Annotated in this window: 10 protein-coding genes; 4 read left to right on the top strand and 6 right to left on the bottom strand. The window is 71.7% G+C overall.

Annotated features, from left to right (window positions below; translation table 11 throughout):
- Positions 1–29: 29 nt before the first annotated feature.
- Positions 30–782 (bottom strand): DUF2071 domain-containing protein, encoded by a 753-nt coding sequence (locus G3I54_RS27910; protein WP_164618336.1) that lies wholly within the window; start codon positions 780–782, stop codon positions 30–32.
- 299 nt (positions 783–1,081) lie between these two features.
- On the opposite strand from G3I54_RS27910, the gene G3I54_RS27905 reads away from it, so the two are divergent.
- The 3 genes from G3I54_RS27905 to G3I54_RS27895 are packed head-to-tail and all read left to right on the top strand — an operon-like array spanning position 1,082 to position 5,039.
- On the top strand, positions 1,082–1,531 hold the full coding sequence (locus G3I54_RS27905) for a hypothetical protein (RefSeq protein ID WP_164618334.1): 450 nt from the start codon (positions 1,082–1,084) through the stop codon (positions 1,529–1,531).
- A gap of 3 nt (positions 1,532–1,534) precedes the next feature.
- Entirely contained in the window at positions 1,535–3,919 is a 2,385-nt protein-coding gene (locus tag G3I54_RS27900; protein ID WP_239144607.1) for a PPE family protein, read from the top strand.
- 34 nt (positions 3,920–3,953) lie between these two features.
- The gene (locus G3I54_RS27895; protein WP_164618332.1) at positions 3,954–5,039 is read left to right on the top strand and encodes a hypothetical protein; all 1,086 of its coding nucleotides are present in this window, start codon (positions 3,954–3,956) and stop codon (positions 5,037–5,039) included.
- A gap of 22 nt (positions 5,040–5,061) precedes the next feature.
- Here G3I54_RS27895 and G3I54_RS27890 read toward each other — a convergent pair whose 3' ends face one another.
- A complete protein-coding gene (locus G3I54_RS27890; RefSeq protein WP_164618330.1) occupies positions 5,062–7,551 on the bottom strand; it encodes a helicase C-terminal domain-containing protein in 2,490 nt (829 codons plus the stop codon).
- 54 nt (positions 7,552–7,605) lie between these two features.
- Here G3I54_RS27890 and G3I54_RS27885 point away from each other — a divergent pair, with 54 nt between their 5' ends.
- The gene (locus tag G3I54_RS27885) at positions 7,606–8,871 is read left to right on the top strand and encodes a hypothetical protein (RefSeq protein WP_164618327.1); all 1,266 of its coding nucleotides are present in this window, start codon (positions 7,606–7,608) and stop codon (positions 8,869–8,871) included.
- 61 nt (positions 8,872–8,932) lie between these two features.
- Here the strand turns inward: G3I54_RS27885 and G3I54_RS27880 are convergent, their stop codons facing one another.
- The 4 genes from G3I54_RS27880 to G3I54_RS27865 are packed head-to-tail and all read right to left on the bottom strand — an operon-like array spanning position 8,933 to position 13,001.
- Positions 8,933–9,907 (bottom strand): iron-siderophore ABC transporter substrate-binding protein, encoded by a 975-nt coding sequence (locus tag G3I54_RS27880; RefSeq protein WP_164618325.1) that lies wholly within the window; start codon positions 9,905–9,907, stop codon positions 8,933–8,935.
- 3 nt (positions 9,908–9,910) lie between these two features.
- Positions 9,911–10,846, bottom strand: coding sequence for an ABC transporter ATP-binding protein (locus G3I54_RS27875; RefSeq protein WP_239144606.1), 936 nt, complete (start codon positions 10,844–10,846; stop codon positions 9,911–9,913).
- Complete coding sequence (locus tag G3I54_RS27870; protein ID WP_164618323.1) at positions 10,843–11,955, bottom strand: iron ABC transporter permease; 1,113 nt, start codon at positions 11,953–11,955, stop codon at positions 10,843–10,845. The genes G3I54_RS27875 and G3I54_RS27870 overlap by 4 nt, the downstream gene beginning before the upstream one ends.
- The gene (locus G3I54_RS27865) at positions 11,952–13,001 is read right to left on the bottom strand and encodes an iron ABC transporter permease (protein WP_164618321.1); all 1,050 of its coding nucleotides are present in this window, start codon (positions 12,999–13,001) and stop codon (positions 11,952–11,954) included. The genes G3I54_RS27870 and G3I54_RS27865 overlap by 4 nt, the downstream gene beginning before the upstream one ends.
- Positions 13,002–13,015: the final 14 nt, after the last annotated feature.

Raw genomic sequence — 13,015 nt, 5'->3', positions numbered from 1 at the left:
CGGGCCGGGGACCTGGGGCGGCGCGGGCCTCAGGCCCCGCGCCGCTGCGGCCCGAAGCGCACCGGTACGCCCGGCGAGTAGAGCACGCTCACCGGATCGCCGACCGGCGCGGGCAGTCCGCCGGAGGCCACCAGGTCCTCGTCGCACTCGACCAACTCCGCCTGGTGCAGGGGCCACCGGGGATGGGCGTTGGGCAGGTAGGCGGTCCGCCCGAAGAACGAGCTGTGCAGGGCCCAACGGGCGGTCAGGAAGTGCTCCAGGGGCGTGGGTTCGCCGATCGCGTCCCCGACCCGCAGCACGATCCGGCTCCGCGCACCGCGCGGCCCGGGCCAGCGCCGCGTACTCGTGTACGTGAGGGTGTCGCCGGAGCGCTCGATGTCCATGCGGGACCACACGTACGGCAACCGGACGGCGGCCCGCGCCACGAGGACCGGGATGAGCCGCGAGGCGTCGAGGGACCGGAAGACGACGCCGCGCCGGCCGCGTCCGTCCACCGAGTACAGCCGGACATTGGTCTCGGGGAAGGTCCCGAGATACGGAAGGCCCGGCAGCCCGAGCCCGCCCACCCGGTACATCCGGAACGCCACGAGACCCACGTACGTCGTCGTTCCGTCGAAGGTGTCGGGCACGGTGCCGCGCGGCAACAGCGGTGCCACGTCCGCCGGATCGACGGCCCAGTGCAGGAACGCCAGATCCAGCCAGGACTGCGTGAGCAGCGGAGGCATCGGCGCGGCGGGCGGACGCGGCGACACGGGCTCGGGGGCGCGACGGGCGATGGACATGTCCGCAGCATTGCAGACGTTGGTACGAGGGCCGGCCCGGAACGATGAAGTGCTCGCGGGTCCAAGCCTCAGCCACCGTTCCGGCCCGGGGCGCACCTGGCGGCCGAAGCGCACCGGGGACACCGGGCACGGACGCCGGGCAGGTGGGCGGCCCGGCACCGTTCTCGCTCGCCACCGTCTCGGGAGCCGTTGTGCTCTCAGCCACTGGCCGGCAGGGGCTGTGAACCGCACCTCGGCGCGCTGATAGAACTGGGGTCCAAGGTGACACCAGTTCGATGTCTGACACGGGGGAAGTAACGATGGGGTTCGACGAGGAATGGGCCGAACTGCGCGGCGAGGCGGCCGCGCGCCAAGACGTCCGCATGCGCCTGAATCAGCTGGCCCCGGGGAGCGGCGGGGGCGGTGGGTCCAACTTCGGTACGGACTCGGCGCAGAAGAAGGCAGCTTCCGGCAAGCTGGCCGGCGAGATCAAGACCCAGACCGAGAACGCGGGAAAGAAGAGCGACGAGGGGACGGCCGCCGCGATCACCGCCTTCGCGGGATGGGACACGGCGGCGGGGCTGAAGACGGCCGAGGAGACCTGGAACAAGCAGGTCAAGAACCTGCTGGGCCGCCTGGCCACGGAGTCCCACAACCTGGGCATCGTGCGGAGTATGTACCTGGAGCGTGAGCTCGAAGTCTACGAAGAATTCCAGCTACTGAAGAGGCAGCCCCCCTTCAATGGCGCGAACGGCTGGCAGGGGCAGTAGGACATGGGGCTCACGTACAAGAAGATCATGACGACCAGCTACGGCAAGCTCACCGCTGCTGCCAAGGCCTGGGACGACATGGCCGCCGAATTCAAGAAGGCGGAGTCGGCCTACGCGGCCGCGACCGGGGGACTCGCGAGCGGCAACAGCTGGCAGGGCGAAGGCCAGCGCAGCGCTTACACGAATTTCGCGGGCACGCAGTACGAATACGCGGCGGCCCAGACGCAGGCGAAGGCCATCGCGAGTCTGCTGCGGGACGCGCACGGACAGTTCACCGAGCTGAAGCAGCGACTCGAGTCGTTGGTGGCGGACGCCCGCAAGGACGACATGGCCGTCGACGATGAGGGGAACGTCCGCCCCGACCTGACCGATAAGGAACGTTTCAGGTACGTCCACGACCCCGACGGCCAAGCGGCGCTCGCGCAATACAACAAGGCGGCGGACAGCTGGGCCGCGCAGATCAAGAAGTACGTCACGGCGTTCGAGGACGCCGATGCCGGTGTGAAGCTGGCCCTCCAGGCCGCCGTGAAGGACAGCAACAAGGATGCCGGCACGGGCCAGGACGCCACACGCAATGGCTTCAACGCGGGTGCCAAGAGCGACATCGAGCAGTACGAGCTGGAGTACGTCAAGGACGTGTCCACCCGGCTCAACAACGGCCAGGGGGTCTCGAACGCCGACGTTGAGGGATTCGCGCGCATCATGCGTGACAACAACAACCCGGCCTTCGCCCACCGTACGGAGTTCGGCCGCGACTTCATCTCCAGCCTGGGAGCCGACGGCACGATCAAGCTCGCCAACACGCTCAACAACGTGGCGCATTCCGGTGACGCCAGTCGTAGGGGCCTGTACGGCGAGACGAACAAGATGCTGGCGAACACCCTGTCCACCGCGACGCAGATGGTCTTCGTCGAAGGGAAAAAGAACCCTGCTTACGGGACCAAGGAGTACCAGGATGCGTTCGCGAAGTGGTCGAAGACCGAGGACGCGAAGTTCTACAACGACTTCATGACCGACCTGAAGAAGACGGGCCTCGACAGGTTCGAGCTTGATGTCGCGGCCGACAAGGCTCCCATGACGCGGGGCCTGGGCCAGGAGATCCGCGGCTACCAGGGACTGGCCACCCTCATGCAGCAGGGCAGCGGCTACTCGCCGCAGTTCCTCGGCGACCTCACGGACCAGATGATCGAAGCCGAGTCGAAGGACAAAGATGTCTGGGACCTCTACGGCAGGTTCGAGGGCAAGAGCGACGGCTGGTTCGCCAACGACCCCGTCGACGGTGCACTGGAGATCATGAGCCGCGATCCCGGGACGGCGACCGGTTACCTCGACCCGGCGGCGGACGGCGACAGGAACCGCCTGGAGTACTTGCTGACGAAGCGCGACTGGGAAACCACCAACACCCCGGACTGGCGAGGCAACCTCGAGATCTCCGGCAAGGACACCTTCGACGGGGACGTCCGGGCCGGACTGGGCCTCGCCCTCGAAGCCGCCACCACAGGGCGCCCGCCGGGCTCGCCGGGCGAGGAGCTCGGCCGACACACCGAGGCCGAGGCCCGCATCATGCACGACACGATCAACCTGCTCGACTACGGCGACGCCGAGGGCAAGGAGGGCAAGGAGGACCGCACCGGCAAGGCCGACGAAGTGCTCAAGAAGGAGGAGTTCGCCAACATGCGGGATCCGCTGGCCAACGCGCTGCTCACCTACACGCAGGACACGGGGGACATCCTGGCGGGCAACGGCACCGGTGGCCGAGTCGGGAGGAGCGACGAGTACGCTCACGGAGACGATTCGAGGATCCAGAACAGCCAGACCAGCGTTCTGCGCCTCATGCGAGGGATCTGCGACGTCCCTGAGGGCGAAGAGCCCGAGAACTTCACCAAGCTGTACCAGGGGCAACTCGGCTACATGGCGGAGCAGCTCGCGTCCGACACGTATGCCGACGGCGACGCGATCACTCCTCGTGCGGCGAAGATCGGCGAGGTCTTCGGCAGCATGACCGCGCTCGGCGGAGACCTCCGTATCGGGCAGCTTGAGCAGGCGAACTCGGATGCCGCCGACATGAGGTTCTACGGCTACCACGTCGGAGGCGGTCTGATCACCGGGATCCCCGTCATCGGCGATATTGCGCAGCGCGCGGTCGACATCGGAGCCAACCAGTGGCTCACCGCGGTCACGAATGAGAACGGAATGGTGGCGCGGGAAGACCGGTCGACACGGAACGCCGCGTCCATGGACGCGCTCGACGCCTTTTTCGACAACTGGCACCAGGAGCAGCCGGGTGCAGCGTCCAACGCCGTGACGGAGGTCGCCAAGACCGAGGCCCAGCAGAGCTACAACTCCGGCCGCGGCATCACCATCGACGCGCTCAAGTCGAAGGTCTAGAACTGGAATCCGGCCCGGAAGCAGGATCAAGGCAATGAAGAACAAGAAGGCGATCGCCGCCGTCGCGAGCGGCACGGGCCTGTCGGTCCTCGCCGGGCTGTTCCTGTGGTGGGACACGAACGTGTTCGCCGCCACGGAACTGTGCGCGGGAAAGCTGACCGGCGAGCAGGCTGAGTCGCTTCTCGACACCCGGGGCCGTATCTCGGACGTGACGGAAGGCATCAGCGACGACGTGTCGTTCCGCTGCACGGTGAGCCGCACCAGCAGGATCACGGGGGCCGAGGAGCTGGAGATGGTGATGAACACCGCCGTCTACACACCGGATTTTCCGTTCAGCACGTACACCTGGGACAACTCCTCAAGCAGGTCCTTCCTGTCAGGGGAAGTCACCGGGGCGGTCTCCGGGAGCCGCGGCTGGGTCATGCTGCCCGAAAAGTGCGGGTACAAGGTCCGCGGAGTTCTGGAGCGCGGCGTGAAGCTGGCCCCGGCACCCGACAACGCTCAGGTCGTCCAGGTGGAACTGAAAAAGGGAACCGTGGACCCCCAGAAGCTCACACGCGTGCTCGTGGACGCCGCGCAGAAGGTCGCCGCCGCTGCCGGGTGCTCCAACGACACTCCGTTGCAGACCCCCAAGGTGCAGGCGCCCACGAGCCCGGAGGCGATCACAGCCGATTCGCTGTGCGGGATCCCCGGATTCCATCTGCCGGACAGCGCCGTGGCCAAGGGCGATGCCAAGCTCGAAGTGCAGCGCACCAGCGGAGCACCCGCAGACTCCTGGGCCTGCGACCTCTACCGGTCCGGCGGTCAGGACGAACCACGGTTGTCGTTCGGTTCCAGCTTCGACCCGAACATCGTCAACGAACGTCTCAGGTCAAGCGCCGGCTTCGAGGACCTGGCGGACGGCACGGGTGTGGTGGACGGAAACAGCCGGGCCATCCTGAAGTGCGGAGGCAAGGATCTTTACCTCGGCGTCCACTGGGACGATCGCTACCTGAGAGCGTTGTACCGCTCGGATCCGTCGGACTCGGCCTCCCGGGACGTCTTCCAATCCTTCTTCGACGCCGCCGGCAAGCAACACGGCTGCCCCTCCGTGAAGCTCCCGTCCGACTCGTCCGGCTGACCGGTCCCATGCCGCCCCGCGCCTACCCCTTCCCGTCCTCCGCCAGTTCCGCCACCCCCGTGATCCGGTGCAGCGGGTACGTGCGGACCTCGTCGGCGGTGTGGTCGTACGCCGTGACGAAGCCGCCCTCCACGCGGACCGGGGCGATCACGCGCTGGCTGGCCGCGCCGTCCGCGTTGACGTAGCCGATCCAGACCGCGGAGCCCGTCATCGCGGCCGCCTGGACGGTGGCCAGGGTCTCGGCGGGGGTGGTGCGGGGGAGGGAGCCGGAGGGGGCATCGGCGGAAGGGGCATCCGCCGGTTCCTTGCGGACCGCCGTGGCGGCCGTGTCGCCCGCGCGGATGGCCCGTACCGCCGCACCGAGCAGCGTGTCGTCCGGGACCGGCGGGCCCTCGGGGACCGGGGCGGGAGGGGTGCGGGGCGGGGTGCGGCGGGCGCCGGCGCGGGTGATCAGGACGTCGCCCTCGGCGGATTCGGCGGCCGGTGCGTAGCCCATGTCGCGCAGGGCTTCGAGGAGGGAGCCGGGGTCGGACTGGGAGGCCAGGACCGTGGGGGCGAGGCGGCGGAGCCGGAGGCCGGTGGAGCGGCGGTCGGCCAGGATCTCGTTGAGGACCGCCTCGTCGTCGCAGCGTACGTACGCGGACGCCGCCCCGATCCGCAGGTGGCCGTGGCGGCGGGCCACGTCGTCGATCAGGTAGCTCAGCGGCTGCGGCACCGGCGTACGGCTGTGCGCGGCCAGGAACGCGTGCAGGTCGGTCGCCGCCTGCCCGGCGTCCAGGGCGCGGCGCACCGAACCGGGCGTGAAGCGGTAGACCGTCGCCCCGCCCTTCGACTCCACGTCGGCCAGGACGGACAGGGTTTCCGCGAGCGGGCGTTCCAGCGGGCCCGGCGCCACCGCCGTCAGGTCGGCCTGAAGCAGGACGTGGTCCAGGGGGTCGGGGATCAGCGGGGAGAGCAGGGCCGCCGCCGCGTCCGGGCCCTCCTCCAGCAGCGCGCGGGCCTGTGCGGAGAGCGCGCCCCGGCCCGTGATGCCCAGCAGCTCCGCCTCGTTGAGCGTCCACAGGGCGAGGCGCGAGCGGAGGTCCGTCCCCTCCGTCGGGGCCGGTCCCGGACCGGTGGTCGACGAGGCCGCACCGCCGCGCAGCGGGCGTTCCCAGCGCAGCCGCCGCAGCAGCGTCTCGGCGTCCGGCGCGGTGCCCGGCGGGAGTTCGGCGAAGAGGGCCAGGACCCGGCGGCGTACGTCGGGGGCGGCCGAGCGGTCCAGCTCCGGGCCGAGCGCGGACAGGGCCCGGCCCTTGGCGTCCTGGCCGCCGACCAGGCCCGGGGTCCGGGTGGCGGCGAGCCAGGCGGTGGCGAGGTGCGTCCAGCGGTCCTCGGCGGGCAGGTCGAGCCACTCGTCGGAGGCGGGCGTCGGCGCGTACCGTTCGTCCGTCTCGCCGTCGGTGGCCAACAGGCCCGCACCGTAGGCCAGTTCGATCCAGAAGGCGGCGATCGGCTCCGTCACGTCCAGGGCGTTCGCGGCGCGCTTCAGCTCCCGTACGCTCAGCCCGCCCGCGCGCAGGATCGCGGGGCCGCCGCCGTTCCAGAGCTTCAGCAGCTCCTCGACGGTCGACAGCGCGGTGAACGCCTGGCCGGCCGCCGCTCTGTCCACAGCCTGTGGATCGCGTTCGGCGGCCGCCGCGACGGCCGGGGGGACCGGTTCGGGTACGCGGTGCGCGCGCCCGGCGCGCAGATGGAGGGCCGCCTCGCGCGGCAGGACCACCGTGCGGGTGGAGACCGGCAGCAACAGGCCCCGGTCGCGCAGCCACTTCACGGGGGGAGTGGGGTTGGGCGTGACCTCGCCGTACGGCGGGCCCCACACCAGCCGGTCCAGGACCGACAACGCCTCCACCGGGGCGGTGTCCAGCAGCTCCGCCATCCGCGTCCGGTCCGTGAAGAGGGCCGAGAGCGCCGCCACCGCCGAGACCGGGTCGTGCGTGGCGGGCAGTCCGGTCGCCGCCAGGATCTCCTGGAGCCGGCCCGGCGACATGCCCGCCGTGGCCTCGGCGACCGTGGGGCCCAGGCCCGTGGGCGAGGGGTGCTGCGGGGACGGGGCGAGCAGTTCGCGGGCGGTGCGCACCAGCCGCAGCCGGTCGTCCTCGCCCCAGACGAGGGCCTGTTCGCGCAGCCTCGCCAGCGCGGCCGGCAGCGCGGCGGTGATCGCCGCGCCCGCGTCGTCGCGCTGTTCGCCGTCGTCGAGCCCGTCGCCGGTGAGCAGCGAGAGGAGTGTGTCGTACGGGGCCGGGTCCGGGGCCACCGCCAGCGCCTCGGCGGTCTGCAGCGCGAACCGGTCCAGGTGTTCCAGCGCGCGGACGACGGACGCCCGGGTGCCGGCCCGCGTGGCGAGCTGGGTGATGTCGTTCGGCACCGGGTTGAGGAGGTCGGGGCGGGCACGCAGCAGCCCGGCCAGCGATTCGTCGCCCCGGGCGCGCAGGGCTTCGGCGAGCGTGCGCGGTGGTGTGGTCGTCCCCATCCGTCCCACGGTAGCCGCTGGAACGCTACCGTCGGGGCAGGGCCGGTAGAGGGGATGCACCGCGTGGGGATCGAGAGCGACCAGCTCGTCTACGACTACCTGAGCCGGGTCGGCGACCTGGCTCAGCAACAACAGCTGTCGTCGGGCGCCCGGATGCGCCTGGTATCGACGCTCCGGGGCGAGATCGACCGGCAGCGCGGCACGGAGGGCGCGGACTCCCCAGCTGCCGTGCGGCGCATCATCGGCAGGCTGGGCAGCCCGGACGAACTGGTCGCCGCGGCCGCCGGGTCGGCCGACGGCACGGTCCCGCTGCCGTCCGCCCGGCCCGGTTCGGGGACCGGCGAGCAGCAGCGGCGCTCCCTGCCCCGGCCCCGGAGCGGACTCCTCCGCAAAGAGCCGAGAGAACCCAAGAAGCCCGCGCCCCGGGCGGGCGAAAGCCGGCAGTCCAAGGTCCTCGGGAAGCCGAAAGCCGGTTTCGGGCGGGGCGCGTCGCACCGCGATCCCGAGGACGCGCCGAAGAGCCGTACGGATGCCGCCGCCGACACGGCCGCCGTACCCCGCCCCGGACCGGCCCCGGACGACGTACCGGCCCCCGACGACGACGTACCGGCCCAGGCCTGGCCCGACCCCTCCGCCCCGCACATGCTCGGCCAGGACCAGCAGGGGGACACGGACGGCGCGACCGACTGGTGGCGCCTGGAGCCGGGCCCCTTCGACGAGGGCACCGCCATCCCCGGGTTCTTCGGCGGCATCGAGGCCCCGGAGCTGCTGGGCCGATGGCCGAAGCCCCTGGAAAAGGACGAGAAGGCCGGGAAGGAAGAAGACGGGGAGGAAGCCGAGGGCGGGGAAGCGGCGGAGGACGGGACCGCCGGAGCCACCGGGACCGCCCGGCGCCGCCGCGCCCTGCGCCTCGTGAAGCTCCGCCGCCGCAAGGCCGTTCCCGTCGCCGCCGAGCCCGAAGCCGCCTCCGGCCCCCGCGGCGGCTTCGCGCACCCGCTGCTGGTCCTGGCCGCCGTCCTGCTCGTCGCGGGCGTGGTCACCGGCTCCTGGCTGCCGCTGGCGGGCGGCTGGCTGATCGCGTACAGCTCGCGCACCCTCTCCCGTGCGGAGGCGAAGTGGGCGGCGCTGGGCCTGCCGGGCGTGGTGGCGGCCGGGGCGCTTGTATGGGTCTGGGGGCGGCTGGAGGGGCGCTGGGGCGAGCCGATCCGCGAGGGCGCGATGCGGGACGTCCTGCTGGGGACCTGGCCGGTGGTCGTCCGCGTCGCCGCCGTCGCCTCCGCGCTCTACCTGCTGTGGCGGGCGCGGAGGCGTAGGGGGTGAGAGGCGGGCTCCGCCGGCCGGAGCGCCCGTGCCGCTCCGGGGCCCCGTGCCGCCCCGGCGGCTACTTCGTCAGGTCCTTGTGGAGTTCGCCGAGGATCTTGTCGGCCGCCGTGTAGCCGATGCCCTGGATCCACAGCTGGTCGTCGACCGCGAAGACCTTGCCGTTCTTCACCGCGTCCATGTTCTTCCACAGGCCGCTGCCGGTGGTCTCCGTCTCCTTGGACTTCTTCGGGTCGCCGTACGTCGAGTGGAAGACCACGTCCGCGTCCGCGAGGTCGATCTTCTCGGGGCTGACGTCGTAGGAGAAGCCGTCCTTGGCCTTGTCCGTGATCGCGGGGCGGCCCAGGCCCACGTCGGCCAGGATCGTGGCGATGTAGTTCTTCTTGCCGTAGATCCGGATGTCCGCGCCCTCGACGAAGCGGACCATGTTGACCTCGGTCGCGGCGACCTTGTCCTTGCCGCCGAGCGCCTTGGTCACGTCCGCCACGTGGTTCGCGTAGTCGTCGGCGACCATCTTCGCCTCGGTCTGCTTGCCCAGGGCCTCCGCGTGGAGCTGGAAGTTCTCCTTCCAGGGGTAGCCGGTGTTCTCCGTCATCACGGTCGGCGCGATCTTCGACAGCTCGGCGTACTTGTCGCCGTGCCGGATCTTGCTGGTGAGGATGAGGTCGGGCTTCAGCGCAGCGATGGCCTCCAGGTTCGGGGTCATCATCTGGCCGACGTCCTTGATGCCCGAGAGCTGGTCCTTCGGCAGGTAGTTCAGGAAGCCGGACGTCACGTCCGCGTGGGTCGCGCCGACCGGCTTCACGCCGAGGGTGAGGGCCGAGTCCAGTTCGGCGGTGTCCAGGACGACCACCCGCTCGGGGGCCTCCTTGACCTTCACGTCGCCCATCGCCGTCTTGACCGTACGGGTGGAGCCGGAGGAAGCGGAGTCGGAGCCGGAGTCGTCGGAACCGCCGCAGGCGGCCAGGGTCAGAGCGGCGACCGTGGTCAGGGACACGGCGGCCAGGGCGCGGGGGCGGAAGCTGCGCTGGGTCATGGGTCAGAGGACCTTTCCGGGAGTCGGGTCGGAGGCTGGGACGGACGGGGCGGGCGACGCGGTGGGCGCCGGGGTCCAGGGGGCGCTCGGGACGACCAGCGGCGAGCCCGTCACCGGGTCCGGGACGATCACCGCCTCCAGGCCGAAGACCTCGCGGACGAGCTCGGCCGTGACGACGTCCCCGGGTGCGCCCTCCGCGACGATCCTGCCCTCCTTCATGGCGACCAGGCGGTCCGCGTACCGGGCGGCCTGGTTGAGGTCGTGCAGCACCGTGACGACCGTACGGCCCCGGGTGCCGTCCGCGGCAGGGGACGCCAACTGCCGTACCAGGTCCAGGACTTCCACCTGGTGCGCGATGTCCAGATACGTCGTCGGCTCGTCGAGCAGCAGCAGGTCCGTGTCCTGGGCCAGGGCCATCGCGATCCACACCCGCTGGCGCTGACCGCCCGACAGCTCGTCCACCGACCGGTCGGCCAGCGCCGTCACATCCGTACGGGACATGGCCTCGGTCACCGCGCGCTCGTCCTCGTCCGACCACTGCTGCCACCAGCTCTGGTGCGGCTGGCGGCCCCGGGCGACCAGGTCGGAGACGGTGATGGCCTCCGGTGCGACCGGGGTCTGCGGGAGCAGTCCGATGGACCGGGCGATCTGCTTCGTCGGTATCCGCGCCAGCTCCGTGCCGTCCAGCAGGACCGCCCCGCCGCGCGGCTTCAGCAGCCGGCCGAGCGCCCGCAGGGTGGTGGACTTGCCGCAGGCGTTCGGGCCGACGATGACGGTGACCTGCCCGTCGGGCACGGTGAGGTCCAGCTCGTGGACCACGGTGCGGTCCTCGTACGCGAGCGTCAGGGCGCGGGCCGCGAGGCGGCCGGTCCGCCGCGCTGCGTCGGATGTCGTCGGGCTCGGGCCCGTGCTCGTGTTCGTGCTTCGGCTCGGGCTCATGCGGTGCCTCCACTGCGGCCGCGGTGACCGCGGATGATCAGCCAGATCAGGTAAGGGGCGCCGACCGCCGCCGTGAGGACGCCCACCGGCAGTTCGGTGGGCGAGAACAGTCTGCGGGCGAGCAGGTCGCCGAGGACGACGATCACCGCGCCCAGCAGCGCCGAGGACAGCAGCGGGATCTGCGCGGTCCGGGTCATCCGGCGGGCGACCTGCGGGGCGAGCAGCGCCACGAAGTCCACCGGGCCCGCCGTGCCCGTCGCCACCGACGCCAGGACCACGCCGAGCGCGACGAGCCCGAGCCGTACGCGCCCCAGGCGTACGCCCAGCGCGGTGGCGGTGTCGTCGTCCATGGTGACGGTGCGCTGCGCGCGGGCCGCCCAGGCGATGGCGGGCAGCAGCACGAGCAGCGTCCAGCCGATCGGTGCGGCCTCCGACCAGCCGCGCCCGTTCAGCGAACCGGTCATCCAGATCTGCGCCTGCTGGGCGACCAGGTAGTCGCCCTTGGTCAGGAACAGTGTGGTCACCGACCGCAGGGCGATGGCGAAGCCGATGCCGATGAGGACGAAGCGGGTGGCGTGCAGGCCGCCGCGCCAGGCGAAGACGTAGACGAGCGCCGCCGCCGCCACTCCGCCGATGACGGAGAGGTAGGGCAGGACGGTGTACGAGGTGACGCCGAAGGTCATCGCACCGACCGTGAGCGCGCTCGCGCCCTGGCTGATGCCGATGATGTCGGGGCTGGCCAGCGGGTTGCGGGCGACCGTCTGGATCAGCGCCCCGGCGACCCCGAACGCGGCGCCGACCAGCAGCCCGACGACCATGCGCGGCAGCCGCAGCGTGCCCACGACCAGCTCGGCCGAGGACGGCTGCCCGAGGATCACCTTCACGACCTCGCCGGGCGCGACGAAGCTCTCGCCGACGCAGAGGTAGGCGACGCAGACGGCGGCCAGGAGTACGACGAGGGCGGTCACGACGACGGCCGCCCGCCGGTGCAGCAGGAACCGGCCACGCGGCCCGGCCTTCACGACGGCGTATCCGGCGGGCCGGACCCGTACGGGCTTCACGGTCTTCTCGGGCTTCACGGTCTTCTCGGGCGTACGGGCGACGCTCATGCCGGCACCGCCTTCCGGCGTACGAGGGCGACCAGGAACGGCACCCCGATCAGGGCCGTCATCACGCCCGCCGGAACCTCGCTCGGCGGGAACACGATCCGGCCGACGACGTCCGAGACCAGCAGCATCACGGGCCCGATCAGCGCCGCCATGGGCAGCACCCAGCGGTGGTCGTTGCCGACGAGCGCGCGGGCGATGTGCGGGACGGCGAGGCCGATGAACGCGATCGGCCCGGCGGCGGCGACCCCGACCCCGGTGAGCACGGTCGCCCCGATGCCGCCGACGATCCGGACCGCCGCGACGTTCTGCCCGAGCCCCTTCGCCACGTCCTCGCCGAGCGCGAGCGCGTCCAGGCCGCGGGCGACGGAGAGTACGAGGACCGTGCCGAGGAGCAGGAACGGCCACACCTGCTGGACGACGTCCGCCTCCCGGCCCGCGATCGAGCCGACCTGCCAGAAGCGGAACTCGTCCAGCGCGGACGCCTTCGTCGTGAGGATCCCCATCGTCACCGACACCAGCAGCGCGTTGATCGCCGCACCGCCGAGCGCGAGCTTCACCGGGGTCGCGCCGCCGCGCCCGCTGGAGGCGATGGCGTACACGGCGACCGAGGCGAGCGCCGCGCCCGCGAAGGCGAACCACACATACCCGGTGAGCGTGTGGATCCCGGCGAACGCGATGGCCATCACCACCGCCACCGACGCGCCCTGGCTGATGCCGAGGATGCCGGGGTCGGCGATCGGATTACGGGTGATGCCCTGGAGCACCGTGCCCGCGAGCGCGAGTGCCGCGCCGACCATCAGCCCGATGAGCGTGCGCGGCACCCGCATCGTGCGGATCACCTCGGCGGCGTCGGAGTGCCCGCCGTGCAGCAGGGCGTCGAGCACCTCGCCGGGCGGGATGGAGCGCGCGCCGACGGCGAGGCTCAGCAGGATCGCCAGCAGCAGGGCGACGACGGCCGCGGCCGTCGCGGTCGCGCGTCGGGAGAGGCGGGGTGCGCGGGGCACACCGGGTGGCGCGGCGGCCCGCACTGGTGCTGACGCTGACATCTGAACCAATCGGG

Source organism: Streptomyces sp. SID14515 (assembly GCF_010548505.1).
Lineage (GTDB): Bacteria > Actinomycetota > Actinomycetes > Streptomycetales > Streptomycetaceae > Streptomyces > Streptomyces caviscabies.
The sequence above is the reverse complement of the archived record's forward strand: the minus strand, read 5'-3'. Positions and strand labels throughout refer to the sequence as shown.